This window comes from Streptomyces xanthochromogenes (assembly GCF_014650455.1).
Taxonomy (GTDB): domain Bacteria; phylum Actinomycetota; class Actinomycetes; order Streptomycetales; family Streptomycetaceae; genus Streptomyces; species Streptomyces xanthochromogenes.
Genome location: NZ_BMUZ01000006.1, coordinates 458,801 through 481,753 on the forward strand (window position 1 = coordinate 458,801; position 22,953 = coordinate 481,753).

Consider the following 22,953-nt stretch of genomic DNA (forward strand, 5'->3'; position numbering starts at 1 on the left):
TCAGTGGCGGCTGTGATGGGGGTACCCCCTGCTCCTTGAGAGCTTGGGGGCGGGCACGGCAGGACCCTACGAGGATTTGAGTGCCGGGACCGCGACGCGGCTCCGGGTGCCGAGATGGTGGAAGAAAAGGTTGAGCAGGACCGCGGTGAGCGCTCCCGCGCTGATGCCGGACCCGAGCACGGTCTGTGCCCAGGCGGGGAAACCGGCGTAGAAGGTGGGCGAGGCGAGCGGGATGATGCCCGCCCCGAGCGCCACGGCCACCAGGATGATGTTGGAGCTGTCGTCGAGCCCGGCCTCGGAGAGGGTACGGATACCGCTCACCGCGATCGAGCCGAACAGGACGATTCCGGCGCCGCCGAGGACGGGCATCGGAACCAGGGAGACGACCGCGCCGAGCACCGGGAAGGCGCCGAGCACGAGCAGGGCGCAGCCCGCGACGGCGACAACGTACCTGCTGCGTACGCGAGTCAGCGAGACCACACCGACGTTCTGGGCGAACGCGCTGGTGGGGAAGCCGCCGAAGACGGGCCCGAGGAGGGTGGCGATGCCGTCGGTGCGCAGACCGCGGGCGATGGTGCGCCCGTCGGTGCGGCGCTCGCAGATCTCGCCGATGGCGAGCATGCCGGCGCTGGACTCGGTCATCAGGACCAGCATCACGATGCACAGCGACAGAACGGCTGCCGGATGGAACTCGGGCGCACCGAAGGAGAAGGGCGTCGGCAGGGCGGCGACGGGGGCGGACTTCATCGCCGCGAAGTCGGCCATGCCGAACGGGATCGCGGCGAGTGTGCCGATCAACAGGCCCAGCAACAAGGCGACTTGGCGCAGGAAACCGCGGCCGAAGCGCTGGAAGAGCAGGATCACGACGAGCGTGAAGGCGGCGAGCGCCAGGTTCTTCATGGACCCGAAGTCGGTGGCGGTCTTGTCGCCGCCCTGGGCCCAGGAGACGGGTACGGGCATCAGGGTGACGCCGATGAGCGTGATCACGACACCGGTCACCAGCGGCGGGAAGAAGCGCAGCAGCCGGCCGAAGAAGGGGCCGACCAAGAGGCAGAAGACTCCGGCGACCATCACCGCGCCGTAGATGGCGGGGAGTTGATGGCCCGGGGCGCTGGTCTCGGCTATCGCGAGCATGGGCGCGATGCCGGCCGAGGAGGCGGCGTTGACGAACGGGAGCCGGTTTCCGGCGAAGTTCGCGAGGCCGATGGTCTGCAGGACGGTGGCGAGCCCGGCGATGAGCAGGCTGGCCGCGATCAGACGGGTCTGCCCTGCGGTGTCCAGGCCGACGGCCTGGCCGATGATGAGCGGAGGGGTGACGACGCCCGCGTACATGGCGGCGATGTGCTGGAGCGCGGCGGGGACGAGCCGCGAGGCAGGAAGCTTTTCGTCCACCGGGTGCACGGCACCTTCAGGTGGGGTGGGACATGGGCCGTCGGCTGGTGCCGGCCCCATTGCAGGCTGTGCCATGAGATTCCCTCCGGTCTGGCCGGCCCCCGCCCGACTGCGGGCGGGCGGGGGCCGGCTCAGTGCCGCGTCAGAGGTTGGTCATGTCGACCGGGATCTGCGGCTCGACGCCGTCGCGCAGGACGGTCGCCTCGATCAGACCGTACGGACGGTCGGCCGCGAAGTAGACCTCGTTGTCGTTCTTGAGCCCGAACGGTTCGAGGTCCACCAGGAAGTGGTGCTTGTTCGGCAGCGAGAAACGAACTTCGTCGATCTCGGACCGGTTGTTGATGATGCGCGAACCCATCTGGTACAGGGTCTGCTGCAGCGAGAGCGAGTACGTCTCGGCGAAGGCCTGCAGCATGTGCTTGCGCACCTGCTCGTAGGACTTCTCCCAGTTGGGCGCCTTCTGCTCGTCGTCGCTCCAGTTGAAGCGCCAGCGGGCGGAGACCTGGGTGGCCAGGATGCGGTCGTACGCCTCCTGGAGCGTCGTGTACTTGTCCTTGACGTAACCCCAGAACTCGGAGTTCGTCGAGTTCATCACGACGAGGTCCTTGAGGCCCGAGATGACCTCCCACTTCTCACCGTCGTAGGTGATCTGGGTGACCCGGGTCTCCTGGCCCTTGCGGACGAAGGAGTGCTTGACGTCGTCGGAGCCGATGAACTTCGAGTTGGCCTCCGAGGTCGCGATGCGCTCCCACGAGTACTCCTCGATGCGGATGCGCGCGACCTTGATCGGCTCCTGCGAGGTCACGAAGTGCCGCGCGAGGTGGATGCCGAACTGCTCGGCGGACTCTATGCCGTACTCCTTGGCGAACGCGTACACCGTGTTCTTGGTGGTGTCCGTCGGAAGCACGTTGGCGTTCGAGCCGGAGTAGTGCACGTCCTCCATGTCGCCGGACAGGGCGACCGAGACGTTCAGGTCCTTGATGTGGTGCGTGTCGCCGTCCCGCGTGATCTTGACGACGCGGTTCTCTGCTTTGCCGTACTGGTTCTGGCCGAGAATCGTGGGCATGTCTGCTAGCTCCCTCGGTAAACGGAGTAGCCGAACGGGTTGAGCAGCAGCGGTACGTGATAGTGCTCGCCCGGGGTGACGGCGAAAGTGATCGCCACCTCCGGGAAGAACGCACCGCTGTCCCTTACGCGGGGGGCGTCCTGCTGCGCCTCGGCTTGCTTCTTGTTGAAGTACTGCTCGACCTCGAAGTCGAGTCGCACGTGGGTGGTGCCTTCCGGCAGGGCCGGCAGGTCCTTGCAGCGCCCGTCCGCGTCGGTCGCGGAGCCGCCGAGCGCGGTCCACTCGGCGCCGGAGCCCGAGCGGGCCGCGAGCGAGATGGCGACGCCCTCGGCGGGGCGTCCGATGCTGGTGTCCAGGATGTGCGTGGACACCGAGGCGGTGGTCGCGGTGCTCATCAGTCCTTGTCCTCTTCTACAAGACGGGTCAGCCGGATTCGGTTGATCTTCCCGAGTTCGGTGCGCACGATCTCGCGCTCCTCCTCGGCGGTGTTGCCGATCCGGGTCTTGACCGCATCGCGCATCTGCTCGCCGGTGGCACCGGTCGCGCAGATCAGGAAGACATGACCGAACTTCTCCTGGTAGTCCAGGTTCAGTTCGAGCAGCTCGGCCTTGAGAGCCTCGGAGGCCCCGGCCATTCCGCGCTGTTCACGTGCGGAGGTGGGGTCACCGGGCTTCGGCCGGCCGATCGGCGGGTGCCCGGCCATCGCCTCTTCCAGGTCCTCCACAGCCAGCTCGGCCAGAGCGGCGTCGCTTGCGGTGAAGAGGTCCTCCGCGGTGGCGTACGGGCGCTGGGCGAGCAGCTTGCTCCCCCACGCCGAACTGGCGCACACCTCGTGGAGCGCGGCGAGGGCCGCACTGTCCTGAGAGGTGTTGAACCGGGCGAGGCCCGGTGTCGAAGTCGAAGTCACGGCGGCCTCCGTGGCCTTGGTGCTGAACGGGCTGCGGATAGCTAACGCCCTCCGAAACATCCCGTCAACACTTTGTTGAAAACTTGGGGTTACAAAAACCGCCGCCCGGTGTCCGGACGGCGGTTCGTTGCGTTCGAGGGGTGCCGAAGCGGGCACCGAGCGTGCTCGTTCAGTCGCCCTTGGCGGTGTTTTCCCTGTTCAGGTCCCTGTTCAGGTAGTTGTACACGGTGAACCGGCTGACCCCGAGTGCCGAGGCGACCGTCTCCACGCCGTGTCGCACGGAGAAGGCGCCGCGCGCCTCCAGGGTCCGTACCGCCGACTGCTTGGCCTTGCGGTCGAGGGAAGCGAGGGGCATGCCGTGCCTGCGCTCCATGGCGGCCAGGATGTGGTCCAGGGAGTCGGAGAGCTGCGGCAGGCGCACCGCCACCACGTCTTCGCCCTCCCAGGCGAGCACCACGTCGTCGGGGGCCGCGTGCCCCGGCGGCAGGATCTCCGCGCCCATGGCGTCGACGAGCGGCTTGACCGCCTGGAGCAGCGGGTGCTCGGCGGGAGCGGCACCCGGAGGGGGCTCGGCGGGGTCGGCGACCCGGGGAGGCTCGGCGGGAGCGGCCGGAGCGGTGGGTTCGGTCACTTCTCGTCCTCCCCGATCACATTGACCTGGAGCGAGACCCGGGTGGCGCCGGCCGCGAGCGCGCTGCGCAGCAGCTCGTCCACGGCGGTCAGCACCTCGTCGGCGCCGCCTTCCGCGGTGTTGCCGAAGGGGCCGACGTCGACCGCGTCGAGCCGGGCCGCCTGGATCACGTCGCGGGCGACCACGGCGTGCGGCGGCGCCTCGTCGAGATCGAAGGGCTCGGTCGTGAACTCCACTCTCAATCGCACGCGCTCAACCTACTGCGAGCAGGACGAAATCCGGGAGGCCCCCTTGACAAGCCCGCCGGTCCCGCTGCAACCTTCCATCAAGCAGAAAACAACTTCCGCAATACGGAAGGAGCGCACACCCCTCATGGGATACTCGGACCAGCGCTTCGATGTGAACCTCTCGATCCTCTTCACGGAACTCCCGCTCCTGGAGCGCCCCGCGGCCGCGGCTGCGGCGGGCTTCACGGCGGTCGAGCTGTGGTGGCCCTGGATCGAGACCCCCACCCCCGCCCAGGCGGAGCTCGACGCCCTCAAGGAGGCGCTCGACGACGCCGGCACCCAGCTGGTGGGACTCAACTTCTACGCCGGCGCCCTGCCGGGGCCCGACCGCGGTGCGCTGTCGATTCCCGGTGCGGAGTCGGACCGCTTCCGCGCCAACATCGAGGTGGCGGCCGACTTCGCCGCCTCCGTCGGCTGCAAGGCGCTCAACGCGCTCTACGGCAACCGCGTCGACGGCGCGGACCCGCAGGTGCAGGACGCCCTCGCCCTGGAGAACCTCGTCCTGGCGGCCCGCGCGGCCGACCGGGTCGGCGCGATCCTCCTGGTCGAGACCCTGAACAAGCCGGAGTCGCCGCTCTACCCGCTGGTGAGCGCCCCGTCCGCGATCGAGGTCGTGGACAAGGTCAACGCCGCGACGGGTCTGGGCAACGCCAAGTTCCTCCTCGACATCTACCACCTGTCGATGAACGGTGAGAACGTCGCCGAGGTCATCGAGGCGTACGCCGACAAGACCGGCCACGTGCAGATCGCCGACAACCCGGGCCGTGGCGCGCCGGGCACCGGCTCGCTGCCTCTGGAAGAGCTGCTCGACCAGCTCAAGAAGGCCGGCTACGACGGCTGGGTGGGCCTGGAGTACAAGGCCGCCGACGCCGCCGCGTCCTTCGAGTGGCTCCCCGCCGAGGCCCGCGCGGCCCGCTGAGGCCGCCCGCCGGGCTTCAACTTCTCGACGCATTAAAGCTTTTAGGAAGGCAGCACCCTCATGAGCAACCTCCCCAAGATCGCATGGGTCGGCCTCGGCATCATGGGCTCCCCCATGTCCGAGAACCTGATCAAGGCCGGGTACTCGGTCACCGGCTTCACCCTGGAGCAGGACAAGCTGGACCGCCTCTCGGCGGCCGGCGGCACCGCGGCCGGCTCGATCGCCGAGGCGGTCAAGGACGCCGACGTCATCATCACGATGGTTCCGGCGTCCCCGCAGGTGGAGGCCATCGCGTACGGTGAGGCCGGCATCGTCGCCAACGCCAAGCAGGGCGCGCTGATCGTCGACATGTCGTCGATCACCCCGCAGACCTCGGTCGACCTGGCGAAGAACGCCGCGGAGAAGGGCCTGCGCGTCTTGGACGCCCCCGTCTCCGGCGGCGAGGCCGGCGCCATCGAAGCCGTGCTTTCGATCATGGTGGGTGGCGAGCAGGCCGACTTCGACGAGGCGCTGCCGATCCTCGAAGCCCTCGGCAAGACCATCGTCCTGTGCGGTCCGCACGGCTCCGGCCAGACGGTGAAGGCCGCCAACCAGCTCATCGTCGCGGTCAACATCCAGGCCTGCGCCGAGGCCGTCGTCTTCCTCGAGAAGTCCGGCGTGAACCTCACCGCGGCCCTGGACGTCCTCAACGGCGGCCTGGCCGGCTCGACCGTGCTGACCCGCAAGAAGGACAACTTCCTGAACCGGGACTTCAAGCCCGGCTTCCGGATCGACCTGCACCACAAGGACATGGGCATCGTCACCGACGCCGCCCGCAACGTGGGTGCCGCCCTTCCGGTCGGCGCGGTCGTCGCCCAGCTGGTCGCCTCGCTGCGCGCCCAGGGCGACGGCGGCCTGGACCACTCGGCCCTCCTCCGTGCCGTCGAGCGCCTTTCGGGCTCGCAGGTCTGACCCTCTCGGGTCCCCCAGATTTCCGGGCGGCGGCGGCGCTGACACCTGTCCTGTCGCGCCCAGGCGCCGCCGCCGCCCGGAAGCTCACACTTCATTTTCAACAAACTGTTGACGTTCTGTTCCGGGCGAATTTACGCTCACGGAACCGCGGAACAGTCAGCGGTGCAGCTCCAGTACGGAAGGTCACGATGTCGAAGCGCGTGCTTACGACCGAGTCCGGCGCCCCCGTCGCCGACAACCAGAACTCCGCCACCGCCGGCGTCGGTGGCCCCATCCTGCTTCAGGACCAGCACCTCCTGGAGAAGCTCGCGCGCTTCAACCGTGAGCGCATTCCGGAGCGCGTCGTGCACGCCCGCGGCTCCGGCGCGTACGGCTACTTCGAGGTGACCGACGACGTCACCGGCTTCACGAAGGCCGACTTCCTCGGTGAGGTGGGCAAGCGCACGGAGACGTTCATCCGCTTCTCCACCGTGGCCGACTCGCTCGGCGGCGCGGACGCGGTCCGCGACCCGCGCGGCTTCGCGCTGAAGTTCTACACCGAAGAGGGCAACTACGACCTCGTCGGCAACAACACCCCGGTGTTCTTCATCAAGGACCCGATCAAGTTCCCCGACTTCATCCACTCCCAGAAGCGCGACCCCTTCACGGGCAAGCAGGAGCCGGACAACGTCTGGGACTTCTGGGCGCACGCCCCCGAGGCCACCCACCAGGTCACCTGGCTCATGGGCGACCGCGGCATCCCGGCCTCGTACCGTCACATGAACGGCTACGGCTCGCACACCTACCAGTGGACGAACGCGCAGGGCGAGGCCTTCTTCGTCAAGTACCACTTCAAGACGAACCAGGGCGTCCGCAGCCTCTCCTCCGACCAGGCCGCCGAGCAGGTCGGCAAGGACGCGAACAGCCACCAGACGGACCTGCTGCAGGCCATCGAGCGCGGTGTGAACCCGTCCTGGACGCTGTACGTCCAGATCATGCCCGCCGCCGAGGCCGCGGACTACCGCTTCAACCCGTTCGACCTCACCAAGGTGTGGCCGCACAGCGACTACCCGCTGCAGCGCGTGGGCCGTCTGGTCCTCGACCGCAACCCGGACAACGTGTTCCAGGAGGTCGAGCAGTCGGCCTTCTCCCCGAACAACTTCGTCCCCGGCATCGGTCCGTCGCCCGACAAGATGCTCCAGGGCCGCCTGTTCGCCTACGCGGACGCGCACCGCTACCGTCTGGGCGTCAACCACACCCAGCTGCCGGTCAACTCCGCGAAGGCGGCCGAGGTCGACAACTACGGCCGTGACGGCCTGATGGCGACCCGCAACGGCCGCCGCACCGACAAGAACTACGAGCCCAACTCGTACTCGGGCCCGGCCCAGACGGACGCCGCCCTGTCGGCCCCGCTGGCCATCCACGGCTACACGGGCACGCACGCCGCCCCGGCCCACGTGAAGGACGACGACTTCTTCCAGGCGGGCGAGCTCTACCGTCTGATGTCGGACGACGAGAAGGCGCGCCTGATCGCGAACATCGCCGGTGGCCTGTCGCAGGTCTCCCGCGACGACGTCATCGAGAAGAACCTGGCCCACTTCCACGCCGCGGACGCCGAGTACGGCAAGCGCGTCGAGGAGGCCGTCCGCGCCCTGCGCGAGGACTAGTCGCCAGTTCAACCTCCAGACCGTGCAAGGGATTTGACGGGAGGTCAAACCCTTTGCACAGTCCGATCCGCCGACCCGGATGAGGGGTGGTCGGCGGATGTGGACACCCTGAGGATCGCGGCGGTACGGCGATGCCAGTGCGGTGGTCAAGGCGTGTGCGTCCCCCTTCCTGACCTGAAGGAAGGGACCCGTCGCCCACGCCAATCGCCCACCGCCGCGATCCCAGAACCTCCCCCACCGGCTCCGCCCGGCGGTGCGAACGTCCTGTCGCGCCAGCCTCGTTCCGCCGGGCGGTCACAACTCCACAGCCAGGGCGCTGGGTTCGGTTTACGGTCCCGAACCGAGCGTCCGTTGATCAAGGCCCTACCTGCACTTTCAGGTGGGGCCTTGATCGTTTTCCGGGTGCGGTCCGCCGCTCCGCGCGCCCGGCACCCCCGTCACCACTTCGAGGTATTCCGCCGTGGGCCGGGCCTCCCCGCCGCGTCCGCCGGACAGGCTGGTGTCCCGGGCGCACCCACCGTGCCGCCCGTGCCGACCGCACTCGGAGGGACCTTGAGGATCGAGACGGCCAGGCGCCTTGCCGTGCCGCCGGCCTGGAGCCTGGGGGCGGCCCTGGTGGCCGCCGCCGGGCCCGCCACCGCCCAGCCGTACCTCGCGCCGGGCCACGCCGCCGCCGAGCGCGTGGTGCTGACGAACGCCGACGACGGGCGGACCGTGACCCCGGCCGTCGGTGACGACGTGGAGGTCAGGCTCACCGGGACGCGTTCCCCGGGGGCCACCTGCACCTGGAGCGCGCCGCGGTCCGGGGGCGCCGACACGCTGCGGCGGACCGCCGGCGGAGTGACGCCGGACGGTGGCGCGGTCGCCGTGTTCCACGTGGTGGGGCGGGGCGTCGCCACGCTGACCTCCGAGCGCTCCTGCCGCCCGGACCCAGGACGCGTGTGCCCCCTGGTCGTCGTGCCCTGGAAGGTGACCGCGGAGGTGAAGTGACACCGGGCCGGACGGGCTGGGGCGGGCTGGGGCGCGGCCGGTCGCGCCCCGGCCCCGCGCACTCCGGCGGACGCCTCAACTCTCCCTTGGTACAACCCGGTTGAGGCGTCGGCAAAAGGGCCGCAGCACACCCTGGCGCCATGCACAATGAGGCATGACCTCGAAACTCGTGTCCGCTGCCGTCCTGCCCGTCGCCGGCACCCAGCCCGTCGTGGCCGCCCTCCCGGCCGGCCGCCGCAGGGGGCTCGCCGCCCGGGCCGCCGCCCAGCACGCGGGGCACACCCCTGATGCCCTCCGCCGCGTCACCCTGACCGTCGACACCGTGCCGTCCGCTTCCGCATTCCAGTCCGCGCTGTAGTGGCGTCGGGCCGATATGTCCGGCCGAGCGCCTAGGATCGGCCTCGATGATTGAGACCATCGTCCTCGACATGGGCGAAACACTCGTGCGCGACGACCGCTACTGGGCGGCCTGGGCGGACTGGATCGGCGTCCCCCGGCACACCCTCGCGGCCCTCGTCGGCGCGGTCGTCACCCAGGGCGGCGACCCGGCGGACGCCCTGCGCATGCTCAAACCCGGCATGGACGTGCGCGAGGCCCACCTGGCCCGGGAAGCCTCGGGGCGGGGTGAACACCTCGACGAGACCGACCTGTACGACGACGTGCGGCCCGCCCTGGGCGGGCTGCGGGGGCTCGGCATCCGTGTCGTCGTCGCCGGGAACCAGACCGCCCGGGCCGGCGAGCTGCTGCGCGGCCTCGACCTGCCCGCCGACCTGGTGGTGACCTCCGACGAATGGGGCGTCGACAAGCCCCAACCCGGTTTCTACGCGAAGGTCTTGGAGGCATCCGGGTCGGCGCCGCACGAGACCGTGTATGTCGGCGACCACCCCGTGAACGACCTGTTCCCCGCCAAAGCGGCGGGGCTGCGCGTCGCCCATCTGCGGCGCGGACCGTGGGGACACTGGTGGGCGGACGACCCGAAGGTCGTCGCGGCGGCGGACTGGCGGATCGACTCCCTCACGCAGTTGACGGCCATCGTCTCCGAGGAGGCGTCGGGCTCTTCCGCCCCCGCCCGTCCCGCACTTCGCAGCGTCACCGCATCCGACTGACCCCGGGCGCCCAGGGCCCTCCCCGCCGCCGATCGGGGTGCGGCCCCGGGCGCCTGCCGCGTCACGGGTTGTTGAAGCGGACCTCCGGGTTCGCGGCGGTGGGCCCGTCGAGGACCGGCCGGGCCCGGCCCCTCAGCTCCTGGTCGAAGAAGGCACCGACGTACGTCCGCACGACGGACACGGCACGCCGCACGGGCAGCGGCTGCCCCGGAAGGCCGAAGTGGGCCGCCAGTACGGGCTCGTCGGAGAAGGTCATGTGCTCGGCGCCCACCACGGTCAGCCAGCGCTTCCAGCCGTCCAGGGCGGGCCACATCGCATCCCACGTCCTGTCCTTGCCGCCGGGCTGGTGCGTCGCGTCGTCGGTGCCCAGCATCAGGAACGGGCGGCCGCCGAGCCCCTGGGGCGGCAGCACGTCCCAGAACGCCCCGTCCATGTTCACCCCGGCGCCGATCCGGCCGTCGCGCACCATCGCGGGTATCGCCGCGGCGCCGCCGATGGAATGCCCGGCCATGCCGATCCGGCGCTCGTCGATCGACCGGGAGTAGTGCCACGCCGGGTGCATTCCGGTCAGGCGGTCCAGGAGGAACGACACGTCGGCGGCGCGCGTCTCGGTGACCCGGCTGCCCGGCGTGCCGTTCTCCATCGCCGTGCAGGCCACGCAGGTCAGGAGCCGGCCGCCCGGGAAGCCGGTGCCGACCGACTCGTAGGCGTGGTCGACGGACGCGACGACGTATCCGCGGCTCGCGAGGTCTTCGGCGAGGGTGGTGAGGGTGTAGCGCGGCGCGCCGAAGCCGGGTGAGAGGACGACCAGCGGGTGGGCGCCCGGCGCGGGGCGCACTCCGGCCCGGGCGTGCGTCCTGGTGGCGTCGACGTCGCCGGCCCGCGCCGGATCCGCACCGAACGCCTTCAGGAGGGCCGGGGCCTCGGCGGCGGTGGCATACGCGGTGGGGCGGCCGACGCCGGAGCGGGCCGCCGGGTAGGTGAGGGTGACCATCAGCTCGCGGTCCTGGTCCGGGACCCAGGGGTCGCGGCGGGAGTGGTCGACGAGGTGGAGGGTGTCGCTGCCGAGCGGGTACTGGCCGGTGGGGTGCGGGAGTTGGATCGGCGTGATGCCGACGGGGGCGGGGGCGGGCGGCCGCGTCGGAGCGGCCTGGGCGGCGCTCGCGGAGGAGGCGAGCGGGACAGCGAGGGCTAAGGCGAGGGCGACGGCCGTGGCCGCGCGGAAGATCGAGCGCATGGGCGACACGCTAGGCGGGCGCTACGTCCGCCCACGTCCACCTGAAGTCGCGCGGGCATCAGCCTCTGGGGTGGTGATCGAGCCGCCCGGATACGACTTCGGTCGCACGGCGGTCGGGCGGACGTCGCACAGGTTCACCCGGAAGGGCAGCCCGCACGGCACCGTCACGGCGCCGGACGCGCCCCCGGCCCGGGCCGCCAGTGGCGATCCGGGCCGGGGCTCTCCCCTGGGGGGCGAGGTCTAGAGCTTGTCCATGCGGGTATACGGACTCACGATTCGGGCCTGGCGGGAGCCGAAGTCGACGAGCATCGCGACGCCGTCCTCGACCCCGATGATGGTGCCCAGGCCGAACTGGTCGTGTGTGACCCGGTCTCCTAGGACGAAGTGCTTGGCCGCCGGGGCGTCCGGGGCTTTGAAGGGGCTGGTGGGCAGGTGGCGCCGGGGCGCGGATGGCTTCGTCATCGTCACCCCAGTATGCGCCGCGAAACGGCCCGAAGGGCAGGCCCGCCGGGTGACGATGGGGAATCGATCCGGTATCTCCGTGCACCAGAACGCATCCCGGTGCGAAAATCGTCATGAATTGACACGCAACCACGAGGTTGCCAGTGTGGGTTCCGAGGTATCCGTCCGGTGGGCTCCGAGGCGTTCGTCCGGCGGATTCCGAACTGCCGGGACCAGCGGCGCCCGACGCCTGCCGGGCGCCCCGGGAAGCCCTCCGGAGGTGCGCGTGGACGAAGTCTTCAGGGCGCTCGCCGACACCAGCCGGCGGCGCCTGCTCGACCGGCTGCGGAGGCGGAACGGGCAGACGCTCCGCGAGCTCTGCGAGGGGCTCGGCATGTCGCGGCAGGCGGTGAGCAAGCACCTCGCGGTGCTGGAGGCCGCCCGGCTGGTCACCTCGGTGCGCAGCGGCCGGGAGAAGCTGCACCATCTCGACCCGGCCCCGATCCAGGAGCTGTCGGAGCGCTGGATCGGCCAGTACGGACGCGGCGGGCCCGACACGCCCGCCCGGTGGAATCCGAGCCTGGAGGAGCAACACCCCATGGACAAGCCCGAGTTCGTCTACGAGATCTACATCGAGACCACCCCCGATCGACTCTACGAAGCCCTGACCGACGCCGAGTTCGCCCAGCGGTACTTCGGGGGCTGGGGGCCCATGTCCGACTGGCGGGTGGGCTCGCCGGTGCTGTGGAAGATGGGTCCCGACGGGACGTACGAGGACCTCGGCCAGGCGGTGATAGAGGCGGTGCCGGGCCGCAAGCTCGCGTACACCTGGCACCGGCTGCTTCCGATGCACCGTCAACTCTTCACCAGTGACGATGAGTTCGAGAGCGCACGCACCGAGCAGTCCCAGGTCGCCTTCGACATCCTGCCCGCCGATCCCGCCTCCCTCGGCGTGAAGCTGACCGTCACGCACGACGGCTTCGAGAACGCGGACAGCGAGATGCTCAAGGGGGTCAGCGGTGGCTGGGTGATGATCCTTTCGACGCTCAAGACGCTGATCGAGCGCGAGTCGGCATAGCGGTCCCGGCCCAGCCGCGCGGTCGAGTCGGCACAGCCGCCGCCGGGTCCAGCGGTACGGCCGGTCCGGCGATACGGCCGGTCCGGCGATACGGACGTCCGGCGGTACGTCCCGTCATACGTCCGGCCCCCGCTCCCCAGTGCGGGGGAACGGAGGCCGGACCGTTTCGGTGGCTCCCGGGGCCGGGCCCGAAGGCCCCGGCCCCGGGAGCCGCGGCTCAGGAAGCCGTCAGGGGGCGGATCGCCGTCGGGGCGTGACCCGGCTCGGTGGCCAGCTCCTCGAACTCGCTGATGTCGCTGATGTCGTTGGTGCGGCTCATCGAGATGTTCGTGATCCGCTCCAGGATCGCCTCGACGACGACCGGGACGCGGAACTCGGCGGCCAGCTTCTTGGCCTCCTCGAACGCGGGCAGCAGCTGGTCCGGCTCGGTGACCCGGATGGCCTTGCAGCCCAGACCCTCGACGACCTTGACGTGGTCGACGCCGTAGACGCCCAGCTCCGGGGAGTTGATGTTCTCGAACTCCAGGTTGACCTGGAAGTTGATGTCCAGGCCGATCTGCGCCTGACGGATCAGGCCCAGGTAGGCGTTGTTCACGAGAACGTGGACGTACGGGATCTTGTGCTGTGCGCCGACCGCCAGCTCCTCCAGCATGAACTGGAAGTCGTAGTCGCCGGACAGGGCGACGACCGGGACCTCCGGGTCGGCGGTCGCGGCGCCGAGCGCGGCCGGAATGGTCCAGCCGAGCGGGCCGGCCTGGCCGCAGTTGATCCAGTTGCGCGGCTTGTAGACGTGCAGCATCTGCGCGCCGGCGATCTGCGAGAGGCCGATGGTGGTGACGTAGCGCGTCTCCGGCCCGAAGGCCTTGTTCATCTCCTCGTAGACCCGCTGCGGCTTCATCGGCACGTTGTCGAAGTGCGTGCGGCGCTGCAGCGTCGACTTGCGCTCCAGGTGGGAGGCGACCCACGCGGAACGGTCGGGCAGCTTGCCGGCAGCCTTCAGCTCCTTGGCGACCTCGACGAACAGCTCAAGGGCCGCCTTGGCGTCGGAGGCGATCCCGTAGTCCGGCGCGAAGATCTTGCCGATCTGGGTGGGCTCGATGTCGACGTGGACGAACTTGCGGCCCTGGGTGTAGACGTCGAGCTTGTAACCGGTGTGGCGGTTGGCCCAGCGGTTGCCGATGCCGAGGACGAAGTCCGACTCCAGGAACGTCGCGTTGCCGTAGCGGTGCGAGGTCTGCAGACCCACCATGCCGGCGTTCAGCTCGTGGTCGTCCGCGATGGCGCCCCAGCCCATCAGGGTGGGGATGACCGGGGTGTTGGTGATCTCGGCGAACTCGACCAGGAGGTCGGAGGCGTCCGCGTTGATGATGCCGCCGCCGGCGACGATCAGCGGGCGCTCGGACTCCAGGAGGAAGGTGATGGCCTTCTCGATCTGGGCCCTGCTCGCGGCCGGCTTGTAGACCGGCAGCGGCTGGTAGGTCTCCGGGTCGAAGTCGATCTCGGTCAGCTGGACGTCGATCGGCAGGTCGATGAGGACCGGGCCGGGGCGGCCGGAGCGCATCAGGTGGAACGCCTGCTGGAAGACGCCGGGAACCTGGGCGGCCTCCAGGACGGTCGTCGCGGCCTTGGTCACCGGAGCGGCGATCGAGGCGATGTCGACCGCCTGGAAGTCCTCCTTGTGGATCACCGCGACCGGGGCCTGGCCGGTGATGCAGAGGATCGGGATCGAGTCGCCGGTCGCGGAGTACAGACCGGTGATCATGTCGGTGCCCGCGGGGCCCGACGTGCCGATGCAGACACCGATGTTGCCCGGGTTGGCGCGCGTGTAGCCCTCCGCCATGTGGGAGGCGCCTTCGACGTGGCGGGCGAGCGTGTGGTCGATGCCACCGCCCTCCTTGAGCGCCCGGTAGAAGGGGTTGATCGCCGCGCCCGGCACGCCGAAGGCGTGGCTGACGCCTTCGAGCTTGAGGATCTCAACTGCCGCTCGGGCAGCGGTCATACGAGGCATGGGGTGCTCCTGCTTCGGCCGGCGAAATCGGATCGGGCGCGCCGCCTGGCCGCGCCACCTTCAAACCGAATTCCGTAATGCGGAAGTTTCATTCTGCTATGTGGAAGCAATGTAGGACGGCTTCGCCAGCGCGTCAAGGGAGGACCGGGATACGCGAATCGGCCACACCGCGGACGAGGTTGATGGACCATGGACCGCGGAGCCCCCGGAAGAGCCACCGGGAACTTCGCCCGGCGTGGAGCGCGAGCCGTGCGGCCGACCCGTACGGCGGCCCTCGCGCGGGGCCGCGTCGTCAGGGAGGTGGGGCCGGTGAACAGTGACGGCGTGCCGCTGCGGTGCCCGGCCTGTCGGCGCGACCACGTCTATGTGCCGCCCGCCTACCCCTGCGCCTGCGGCACCCCGCTCGCGCCGCCCATCCAGCGCGGCGCCACGCCCTCGCCGATCACCCACCGCACCTGGACGGACACCTGGGTCACCGTGCGGTGCCGGGCGTGCGGGCGCCAGAGCCAGTGGCCGCAGCCGGAGCTGGGCTGCACCTGCGGGGCGGTCCTGAGGGTGCCGGTACGGCCGGTCACGGCCCCGACCGGGGCGACGGCTGCCGGTCACCGGCAGCCGGGGGCCGGCGACCGGCCGCCGGAGGCACCGGCCCGTGCGGCGTTCCGGCCGCTCACGATCCGTACCGCACGCGACGCGGTGACCGCCGCCGGGCTCTATCTCACCTGGCTCGGCTTCGGGGACGTCCTGCACGCCGAGCCGCCCCCGGCCTCCGGCATCGACCTGCGCGGACGGAACCTGGTGGCCCAGGTGGACCCGACGACCCGGCCGGCTTCACTGAAGGCCGTCGAATGCCTGTGGCTGCACGCCATGACCACCTCGGCGCGCAGTGTCCACTTCTCGCTCGCGGGATACGCGCCGGACGCTCGTCGGCGCGCCGACGAGCTGGGCGTCCCGCTGTTCGTCCTGGACCTCACCGGCACGCCGCAGCCGGTGAACGGCGCGGCCCGGAAACTGGTCTCGGCGGGCGCCTAGGGCCGGGGCCGCGGACTTACGGGGCCGGGGCCGCGGACTTACGGGGCCGGGGCCGCGGACTTACGGGGCTGGCGCGGTGGAGGCGGGGGCCGGTGCGGTGGAGGCCCGGTGCGGTGGACGGGCACCGGCCCGTACTCGCGGCGGCGGTCAGGCCCCGTAGCCCTCCCTCAGCTCCACCTTGCGGACCTTGCCGCTGACCGTCATGGGGAAGGCCTCGAGAATCCGCAGATGGCGGGGGATCTTGTAGTGCGCGAGCCGCTCGCGGCAGTACGCGCTCAGCTCCTCCAGGGTGGGCGGGTCGGCCGGGTCCCGGGGGATGACACAGGCCAGGATCTCCTCCCCGTACCGCTCGTCCGGGATGCCCACCACCTGCACATCGGCGATCTTGGGATGCCGGTACAGGAACTCCTCGATCTCCCTCGGGTACACGTTCTCGCCGCCCCGGATGATCATGTCCTTGATGCGGCCGACGATCTCGACATAGCCGTCCTCGCGCATCACCGCGAGGTCGCCCGTGTGCATCCAGCGGCCCGCGTCGATCGTCTCGGCGGTCCGCTCCGGCTCGTCCCAGTAGCCCAGCATCACGCTGTAGCCGCGGGTGCACAGCTCGCCCGCCTCGCCGCGCGGCACGGTGACGCCGCCCGCCGGGTCGACGATCTTCACCTCGACGTGCGGCATGACCCGCCCGACCGTGCCGGTGCGCCGCTCCAGGTCGTCGTCGGTGCGCGTCTGGGTGGACACCGGTGACGTCTCGGTCATGCCGTAGCAGATGGACACCTCGGCCATGTGCATCTCGGCGACCACCCGCTTCATCACCTCCGCCGGGCACGGCGATCCCGCCATGATCCCGGTGCGCAGCGAGGTGAGGTCGTACGAGGCGAAGCCGGGCAGGTTCAGCTCGGCGATGAACATCGTCGGCACCCCGTACAGCGAGGTGCACCGCTCCTCCTGCACGGCCCGCAGGGTCGCCGCCGGATCGAAGGACGGCGCCGGGATCACGATGCAGGCGCCGTGCGAGGTGGCCGCCAGATTGCCCATCACCATGCCGAAGCAGTGGTAGAACGGGACCGGCACGCAGATCCGGTCGGCCTCGGTGTAGGCGAGCAACTCCCCCACGAAATAACCGTTGTTGAGGATGTTGTGGTGGGAGAGCGTGGCTCCCTTCGGGAAGCCCGTGGTGCCCGAGGTGTACTGGATGTTGACCGCGTCGTCACAGGACAGTTCCGCCTGACGGGCGTCCAGTTCCGCGCGCGGACGCCCCTCCCCCTCCTCCATCAGCCGGTCCCACCCGGGGTCGCCGAAGAAGACCGTTCGCCCCAACTCCGGGCATTGGGGCTGCACTTGCTCGACCATCGCCCGGTAGTCACTCGTCTTGTGGGCCAGCGAGGCAAACAGCACCGACACACCGGCCTGGCGCAGCACGTACTCCAACTCGTGCACGCGGTAGGCCGGGTTGATGTTGACCATCACCGCCCCGATGCGCGCGGTCGCGTACTGGACCAGGACCCACTCGGGGCAGTTCACCGCCCAGATGCCGACCCGGTCCCCCTTGGCGACGCCCGCGGCGAGCAGAGCACACGCCAACTGGTCCACCTCCGCGCCGAATTGGGCATACGTCCAGCGTCGCCCCGACCCGACGTCGACCAACGCCTCGCGCTCCCCGTACGCCTGGACCGCACGGTCCAGGTTGCCCCCGATCGTGTCGCCGAGCAGGGCGGTTCCGCTCACCCCATGGGCGTACGAGCCAGTCACCATCGCAGCGCGCCTCACTTCCTCAACCGTGGCCCCCAGCATGCCCCGACGGCCCCTGACCTGCCTAGCGTTGCGCGCGGGGAAGATCGAATCGGCTGGCTCGGGCGGCACCCCCGCGCCGGTTCGCTCAGGCGGCGCTCCCGCGCCGGTTCGCTCAGGCGGCGCCCTCGCGCCGGGTGGGGAAGCCGTTGGCGCGGGCGGCCAGCACCACGAGCAGGACGGGTACGAGCAGAAGCAGGACGCTCCAGGGGAACGAGGCCGGGCCGAGGAGGCTCAGAAGGATGCCGCCGACGACACCGCCCCCGGCCATCGCCACGTTCCAGAGCGTGACCAGGACGGCCTGCGCGGCGTCCGCGTGCTCCCCGCCCGCGTCGCCCACCGCGGTCTGGAGCAGCGTCGGGATGCCGCCCCAGCCGAGCCCCCACAGCGTGACGGCCGCGTACACCACGGCGGTGCTGTCGGAGAGCACGGCGAGGGCGGCGGCCGCGACGGCGACGAGGAGGGTGCCCGCGATGGTCAGCGCGCGCAGCCGGCGGTTGATCTGCGCGCCGACCACCCCGATGCTCACGAGCGAGGCCGCGCCGAAAACCAGGAGGACGAGGCCGGTGGAGCCACCCATGCCGACTGCGTCGAGGAAGGTCGCGATGAACGTGTAGAGGATGGTGTGGGCCAGGACGAACACCAGCGTGACGAACAGGACCGGCGAGACCCCGGGCACCTTCAGGGCCGCGGCCATCGGAGTCCGGCCGCCGCGCCTCTGGCCGGGCCGGTCCGGCACGCTCGCGGCGATCCAGCCGAGCAGGGCCACGGTCAGGGCGGTCATCACGAGGAAGGCCGCCCGCCAGTCGACGGCCCTGCCCAGGAAGGTGCCGGCCGGGACGCCGAGCGAGAGGGCGACAGGGATACCGGCCATGGCAATGGCGATGGCCCGGCCCTGGAGATGCGCGGGGGCCAGGCGGCGCGCGTATCCGGCCAGGAGCGCCCAGGCGAGCCCGGCGGCCACTCCGGCGCCGAACCGGGCCGCCATCGTGAGCGGGTAGTTGCCCGAGAGCGCGGTCACCGTGTTGGCCACGGCGAAACCGGCCATCGATGCTAGGAGCAGTCGCTTGCGACGCCAGGCCGAGGTCGCGGCGGTGAGCGGGATCGCGGTGAGCGCCGTTCCGATGGCGTAGACCGTGATCGTCTGCCCGGTCGCGGACTCCCCGACCCGCAGGTCCGCACTCATCGCGGGCAACAGGCCGGCGGGCAGGGTCTCGGTCAGGCTCGTGATGAACACGGCCGTGGCCAGCGCGAGGAGCGCGAGCAGGGGCAGCTTCCGGTCGCCGGTGACGGCGCCCTCACCGTCACCGACTCCGTCACCGACACCGACACCGACACCGACACCGACACCATGGTCGCCAACTAGGTGTCCGTTCAGGGATGTTGCGGCCTTGGCGACCGGCTCGTCGGCAGCCGACGCCCTGGCGAGGAGAGACTTCTCGGCAGGGGATTTCCTGATGAGGGACTTCTTGGTGAGGGACTTCTTGGTGAGGGACATGGGTGCATGCTCGAACCCTCACACCAGTGTGAAGGTCAAAGGGAGCGGGCGTGACCTCGGTCACCCGCTCCCCAAACCTGCTTATTCGTAGGTCAGTTGACGCCGCGGTCGAGGCCCGCCCAGTACGGTTCGCGGAGCTTGAACTTCTGGATCTTGCCGGTGGCGGTGCGCGGAATGGCCTCGCGGAACTCGACGGAGGTCGGCGCCTTGTAGCGGGCCAAGTGCTCCTTGCAGTACGCGATGAGATCGGTCTCGGTCACGTCCGCGCCCTCGGTCAGGACGACGAGCGCCTTGATCGTCTCGCCCCACTTGTCGTGCGGCACCCCGATGACGGCGACCTCGGCGACCGCCGGGTGGCTGAAGATCGTGTCTTCCACCTCGATCGAGGAGACGTTCTCACCTCCCGTGATGATGACGTCCTTCTTGCGGTCGGAGATCGTCAGGGTGCCGTCGTCGTCGATCGTGCCACCGTCACCGGTGTGGAACCAGCCGTCCGCAAGGGCCGCCTCGGTCTCCTCGGGCTTCTCCCAGTAGCCGTCGAGCACCACGTTGGAGCGGGCCAGCACCTCGCCGGAGTCCGACACCTTCAGCCGCACTCCGAGCGCGGGCACACCGGCCCGGGACAGCCTGCGGGCCCGTTCCTCCGCGGGCAGCCCGGTGTCGGCGACCCGGGTGCGGTTCACGGTGAGCAGCGGGGAGGTCTCGGTCAGGCCGTAGATCTGGGTGAACTCCCAGCCCAGTTCCTCGTCGAGACGCTGGATCGTCCGGCTCGGCGGCGGCGCCCCGGCGCACACGACACGGACCCGGTCGCGGCCCGGGATCTCGCCCCGCCACGATGCCGCCGCGTCCAGGACCATGTTCCACACCGCGGGCGCCCCGCACATCAGCGTCACCCCGTGCTCCTCGACCCGGCGCAGGATCTCGGCGCCGTCGACCTTGCGCAGCACGACCTGCTTCACGCCGAGGCCCGCCATCACGTACGGCATGCCCCAGCCGTTGCAGTGGAACATTGGCAGGGTGTGGAGATAGACATCGCCCTCCCAGGCGCGGGTGTGCAGCCCGAAGGTCAGGCCGTTGACCCAGATGTTGCGGTGCGTCAGCTGAACTCCCTTGGGGCGGGCGGTGGTTCCGGAGGTGTAGTTGATGGTCGCCGTCGCATCCTCGTCCGGATTCGACCACGGGCGCGGCTCCACGCCGAACCGCATCAGCGCGGACTCGGTCTCCTCGCCCAGCACGAACCGGTGGCGCGCCTTCACCGCGGACAACGTCTCGTCGAGCTCCGGGTCGACGAGCAGGACCGAGGCCCCGCTCTGGCGCACCACGTACTCGATTTCCTCTGGCTTGAGACGGAAGTTGACCGGCACGCAGATCCGGCCGCTCATCGGCACCGCGAACAGCAGCTCCAGCATGCGCGCCGAATTGTGGCTGACCACCGCCACGCGTTCGCCCTCGCCCACGCCCAGCGCGTCGAACCCCGCCTGCCAGGCGCGCACCCGCTCGGCCAACCGCCCATAGGTCAGGCCGGGCACCGGCGGCCCGGGCTGGTCCGGCTCGTCGACGACACCGGTACTGGAGGAGAACCCCAGCTCTGCCCGGTCGAGGAAGTCCGAGACCGTCATCGGAATCCGCATCGCTCTTCACTCCTGGGTCGCAAGATCGGCATCACCTGTCAGGTGGGGATTCTGGTACCTACCGACGCCCGGAGCTCCCGAAACCCCGAATCGACCTGCGACAACCTTCCGCCGGACCGGTCTCGGTCCAGGCCCGTCAGGTTCGCCCCCGGCCGGTTCCGTAGGCCCCGTTCGGTTCGGTCGGCCCCGTTCGGTTGGGCCGGCGGGCCGTCCCTGGCCGTCCGACCCCCGTACGGACGGGACTTGAAAGGCGGCCCTGAACTCGCTTGCGCGCGGCGCTACTTGTACGCGGTGAGCGTTCCGGCCGCACCCCAGCTGTCCTTGGGAACCTCGTGGATACCACCTGGACGGTCTCGGCCGGGACCTCGTACGCGTCGACGAAGGCATCCGTGCCCCGCTCGACCGACTCGCGCTTGAGCTCGACGTCGCGGGGACCCTGCTGCACGGTGACGGTGGGCATGACCAACTCCCTTTTCGACGGCCGCTTCCCGACATTCCGGGTCGCCCACCGGCGCGACCTCAGCCCATCGGCCCCGGACCGTCCGACCAAGGCCGCCGGGGTCAGCCGTACGTGCCGGGGCGAACGGTCGAACGGCTCCGCCCCCAACTCCCGCGCTCCTGGTCGTGCTGCCCCGCTGCCGACCCGTGGTGCAGGGTCCCCATATGCACAGGACCCCTATGTGCCATATGTGCAGGACCTCTCTGTGTACGTGCGGGGCGTGTATGTGAGGGCTATGCGCAAGGCCTCTATGTGCGGGGCCTCCATATGCGGGGCCTCTATGTGCGGGGCCTCTATGTGCGACTTGTCTACACATGGCCCCTCCCCATGGGGCCGATCTCCATGAGTTCGGTCCCCATGGGGTCCCGGTACGTAGGGCCCATGACCGGTACGCCCTCCGCCCACGTGTTGAATGACGGCCATGGTGTCGACCGACCGCTGCCTTGCCTTCGCCGCGATGTCCTTCGTGGTGATCGTGATCCCGGGCCCCAGCGTGCTCTTCGTGATCGGCCGGGCCCTCGCGCACGGCCGCCGCACCGCCCTCGCCACGGTCCTCGGCAATGTCGTCGGTTCGTATGTGCTGGTGTGCGCGGTGGCGCTGGGCATCGGCACGCTGGTGGAGCGTTCGGCATCGGTCTTCATCGCCGTGAAGCTGGCGGGCGCCGCCTATCTGGTGCTGCTCGGGGTGCAGGCGTACCGGCACCGCAAGGAGATGCGGCTCGGTGTGGCGGCCATCACCGAGGGGGCGGCCCGGGCCCGGCCGGCCCGAGGTGATCTGCGAACCGTGGCGGACGGCGTCCTGGTCGGCGTCACCAACCCCAAAGGCATCGTGTTCTTCGCGGCGGTGCTGCCCCAGTTCGTGGACCACACGGCCGGCCACCTGCCGTCCCAGATGCTGCTGCTCGGCCTGATCCCCATCACCATCGGCCTGATCACGGACACCCTGTGGGGCCTGGGCGCGGCGGCCGCGCGCGGCTGGTTCGCCCGCTCCGAGCGACGCCTTTCGCTGATCGGCGGTGCGGGCGGCTTCGCGATGATCGGGCTGGGCGTGACCGTCGCGGCGACGGGCCGGGCGGCTTGAGCGGCCGTACGGGCTGCCGGGACGGACCGTCGGGGCACTCCGCGTGGCCGTACCGCGATGGGCGGACAAGGTCCCGGGTGGGCATGCGGAACGGGCACGCGGCACGGGCATGCGGAACGGGTGCCGGGCCGCCACCCGGTGGGATGAAATCGCCGGGCCGGGCCGTCGCCACCCAAGCGGCCCAGCCGTGCTGGCCTACCTGCGACAGGAGCGCGTCAAAATCGGCGGCACCGGGGTCAATGCCCCGTCATGGCGGGAGACCCGCACCGCGGCGTGGGCATAACTTCGGGCGTACGGGCGCATGACGCTTACGGCATCCGCACTTCCGCACCGGAGGACACCATGGAAAGCCTCACCATCGAGGACGCCGACCCCGACGAACGCCGCCCGGCAGGGCCGCTCTACGTGCCGGTTCGGCTCGGCTCTGCCGGAGGACACCAACTGCGTTTCCTGCGCGACGAGTTCGGCACTCGCACCGCCGTCGGATTCACCAGCCCGGACCGGCTGCACGCCGTTCTCGGACGCGACCAGCGGTGGATCAGGCTCGCCGAACCCGCCCTGAGAGCGCTCTCGGCCCCGCTCGGCGTGGACCGGGTGACCGTCGACCCACTGCTCGCCCCACCCGCCCCACCCGCACCCCGCAGGCGCCACGGCCAGACCCCGCCGCTGTGTGCCCGCCGGGACCACGCGCTGAGCCACTAGCTCCGGCGCGCTCCCACCGGCCGTCGTCCCAGCCGGCCGCCGGGCTGTCGGGCCGTCGGGCAC

Annotated in this window: 22 protein-coding genes; 10 read left to right on the forward strand and 12 right to left on the reverse strand. The window is 70.4% G+C overall.

The genetic code is table 11. The annotated features are described in order from the left end of the window. Positions 1 to 66: 66 nt before the first annotated feature. From IE267_RS18870 to IE267_RS18895, 6 genes are all read right to left on the reverse strand, one after another. On the reverse strand, positions 67 to 1,467 hold the full coding sequence (locus tag IE267_RS18870; protein ID WP_167152620.1) for a nucleobase:cation symporter-2 family protein: 1,401 nt from the start codon (positions 1,465 to 1,467) through the stop codon (positions 67 to 69). Between the two features lie 67 nt (positions 1,468 to 1,534). Continuing rightward, complete coding sequence (gene pucL / locus IE267_RS18875; RefSeq protein WP_100579974.1) at positions 1,535 to 2,458, reverse strand: factor-independent urate hydroxylase; 924 nt, start codon at positions 2,456 to 2,458, stop codon at positions 1,535 to 1,537. Positions 2,459 to 2,463: 5 nt separating this feature from the next. Then, positions 2,464 to 2,853, reverse strand: a complete 390-nt coding sequence (gene uraH / locus IE267_RS18880) for a hydroxyisourate hydrolase (protein WP_161244859.1) — start codon at positions 2,851 to 2,853, stop codon at positions 2,464 to 2,466. Then, on the reverse strand, positions 2,853 to 3,365 hold the full coding sequence (uraD, locus tag IE267_RS18885) for a 2-oxo-4-hydroxy-4-carboxy-5-ureidoimidazoline decarboxylase (RefSeq protein WP_161244860.1): 513 nt from the start codon (positions 3,363 to 3,365) through the stop codon (positions 2,853 to 2,855). The genes uraH and uraD overlap by 1 nt, the downstream gene beginning before the upstream one ends. A gap of 169 nt (positions 3,366 to 3,534) precedes the next feature. Then, positions 3,535 to 3,867 carry a helix-turn-helix domain-containing protein gene (locus IE267_RS18890; protein WP_100580003.1) on the reverse strand — a complete coding sequence of 111 codons (333 nt, stop codon included), beginning with the start codon at positions 3,865 to 3,867 and terminating at the stop codon, positions 3,535 to 3,537. A gap of 125 nt (positions 3,868 to 3,992) precedes the next feature. Then, positions 3,993 to 4,244, reverse strand: a complete 252-nt coding sequence (locus tag IE267_RS18895; protein WP_100579971.1) for a YkoF family thiamine-binding protein — start codon at positions 4,242 to 4,244, stop codon at positions 3,993 to 3,995. Between the two features lie 124 nt (positions 4,245 to 4,368). On the opposite strand from IE267_RS18895, the gene IE267_RS18900 reads away from it, so the two are divergent. The 6 genes from IE267_RS18900 to IE267_RS18925 all read left to right on the forward strand — a co-directional run bounded on the left by IE267_RS18900 (position 4,369) and on the right by IE267_RS18925 (position 9,895). Next, on the forward strand, positions 4,369 to 5,202 hold the full coding sequence (locus IE267_RS18900; protein ID WP_189764014.1) for a TIM barrel protein: 834 nt from the start codon (positions 4,369 to 4,371) through the stop codon (positions 5,200 to 5,202). Between the two features lie 60 nt (positions 5,203 to 5,262). Then, positions 5,263 to 6,153, forward strand: a complete 891-nt coding sequence (locus IE267_RS18905; protein WP_161244862.1) for a 2-hydroxy-3-oxopropionate reductase — start codon at positions 5,263 to 5,265, stop codon at positions 6,151 to 6,153. Positions 6,154 to 6,341: 188 nt separating this feature from the next. Next, positions 6,342 to 7,799, forward strand: a complete 1,458-nt coding sequence (locus IE267_RS18910) for a catalase (RefSeq protein ID WP_167152622.1) — start codon at positions 6,342 to 6,344, stop codon at positions 7,797 to 7,799. 528 nt (positions 7,800 to 8,327) lie between these two features. Next, positions 8,328 to 8,789: a hypothetical protein gene (locus IE267_RS18915; protein WP_189764015.1), complete on the forward strand. Its 462-nt coding sequence runs from the start codon at positions 8,328 to 8,330 to the stop codon at positions 8,787 to 8,789. 154 nt (positions 8,790 to 8,943) lie between these two features. Continuing rightward, positions 8,944 to 9,147, forward strand: coding sequence for a hypothetical protein (locus IE267_RS18920; RefSeq protein ID WP_189764016.1), 204 nt, complete (start codon positions 8,944 to 8,946; stop codon positions 9,145 to 9,147). A gap of 46 nt (positions 9,148 to 9,193) precedes the next feature. Then, the gene (locus IE267_RS18925) at positions 9,194 to 9,895 is read left to right on the forward strand and encodes an HAD family hydrolase (protein ID WP_229861308.1); all 702 of its coding nucleotides are present in this window, start codon (positions 9,194 to 9,196) and stop codon (positions 9,893 to 9,895) included. Positions 9,896 to 9,956: 61 nt separating this feature from the next. Here the strand turns inward: IE267_RS18925 and IE267_RS18930 are convergent, their stop codons facing one another. Together IE267_RS18930 and IE267_RS18935 are read right to left on the reverse strand one after the other, a co-directional pair. Further along, positions 9,957 to 11,132 carry an alpha/beta hydrolase family protein gene (locus tag IE267_RS18930; RefSeq protein ID WP_189764017.1) on the reverse strand — a complete coding sequence of 392 codons (1,176 nt, stop codon included), beginning with the start codon at positions 11,130 to 11,132 and terminating at the stop codon, positions 9,957 to 9,959. Positions 11,133 to 11,372: 240 nt separating this feature from the next. Beyond that, on the reverse strand, positions 11,373 to 11,594 hold the full coding sequence (locus IE267_RS18935; protein WP_100579962.1) for a hypothetical protein: 222 nt from the start codon (positions 11,592 to 11,594) through the stop codon (positions 11,373 to 11,375). Between the two features lie 265 nt (positions 11,595 to 11,859). Between IE267_RS18935 and IE267_RS18940 the strand changes: the two genes are divergently transcribed. Then, positions 11,860 to 12,651 carry an ArsR/SmtB family transcription factor gene (locus IE267_RS18940; RefSeq protein WP_189764018.1) on the forward strand — a complete coding sequence of 264 codons (792 nt, stop codon included), beginning with the start codon at positions 11,860 to 11,862 and terminating at the stop codon, positions 12,649 to 12,651. 217 nt (positions 12,652 to 12,868) lie between these two features. Here the strand turns inward: IE267_RS18940 and gcl are convergent, their stop codons facing one another. Beyond that, entirely contained in the window at positions 12,869 to 14,650 is a 1,782-nt protein-coding gene (gene gcl, locus IE267_RS18945) for a glyoxylate carboligase (RefSeq protein WP_167156048.1), read from the reverse strand. 318 nt (positions 14,651 to 14,968) lie between these two features. On the opposite strand from gcl, the gene IE267_RS18950 reads away from it, so the two are divergent. Further along, positions 14,969 to 15,688, forward strand: a complete 720-nt coding sequence (locus IE267_RS18950) for a hypothetical protein (RefSeq protein WP_373304568.1) — start codon at positions 14,969 to 14,971, stop codon at positions 15,686 to 15,688. Between the two features lie 147 nt (positions 15,689 to 15,835). Here IE267_RS18950 and IE267_RS18955 read toward each other — a convergent pair whose 3' ends face one another. The 3 genes from IE267_RS18955 to IE267_RS18965 all read right to left on the reverse strand — a co-directional run bounded on the left by IE267_RS18955 (position 15,836) and on the right by IE267_RS18965 (position 20,608). Next, a complete protein-coding gene (locus IE267_RS18955) occupies positions 15,836 to 17,443 on the reverse strand; it encodes an AMP-binding protein (protein WP_189764019.1) in 1,608 nt (535 codons plus the stop codon). 151 nt (positions 17,444 to 17,594) lie between these two features. Further along, a complete protein-coding gene (locus IE267_RS18960) occupies positions 17,595 to 18,977 on the reverse strand; it encodes an MFS transporter (RefSeq protein ID WP_229861309.1) in 1,383 nt (460 codons plus the stop codon). A gap of 92 nt (positions 18,978 to 19,069) precedes the next feature. Beyond that, the gene (locus tag IE267_RS18965; RefSeq protein WP_189764020.1) at positions 19,070 to 20,608 is read right to left on the reverse strand and encodes an AMP-binding protein; all 1,539 of its coding nucleotides are present in this window, start codon (positions 20,606 to 20,608) and stop codon (positions 19,070 to 19,072) included. Between the two features lie 920 nt (positions 20,609 to 21,528). On the opposite strand from IE267_RS18965, the gene IE267_RS18970 reads away from it, so the two are divergent. Both IE267_RS18970 and IE267_RS18975 read left to right on the forward strand, forming a co-directional pair. Next, positions 21,529 to 22,188, forward strand: coding sequence for a LysE family translocator (locus tag IE267_RS18970; RefSeq protein ID WP_189764021.1), 660 nt, complete (start codon positions 21,529 to 21,531; stop codon positions 22,186 to 22,188). A gap of 342 nt (positions 22,189 to 22,530) precedes the next feature. Then, the gene (locus IE267_RS18975) at positions 22,531 to 22,890 is read left to right on the forward strand and encodes an SAV_915 family protein (RefSeq protein ID WP_229861310.1); all 360 of its coding nucleotides are present in this window, start codon (positions 22,531 to 22,533) and stop codon (positions 22,888 to 22,890) included. Positions 22,891 to 22,953: the final 63 nt, after the last annotated feature.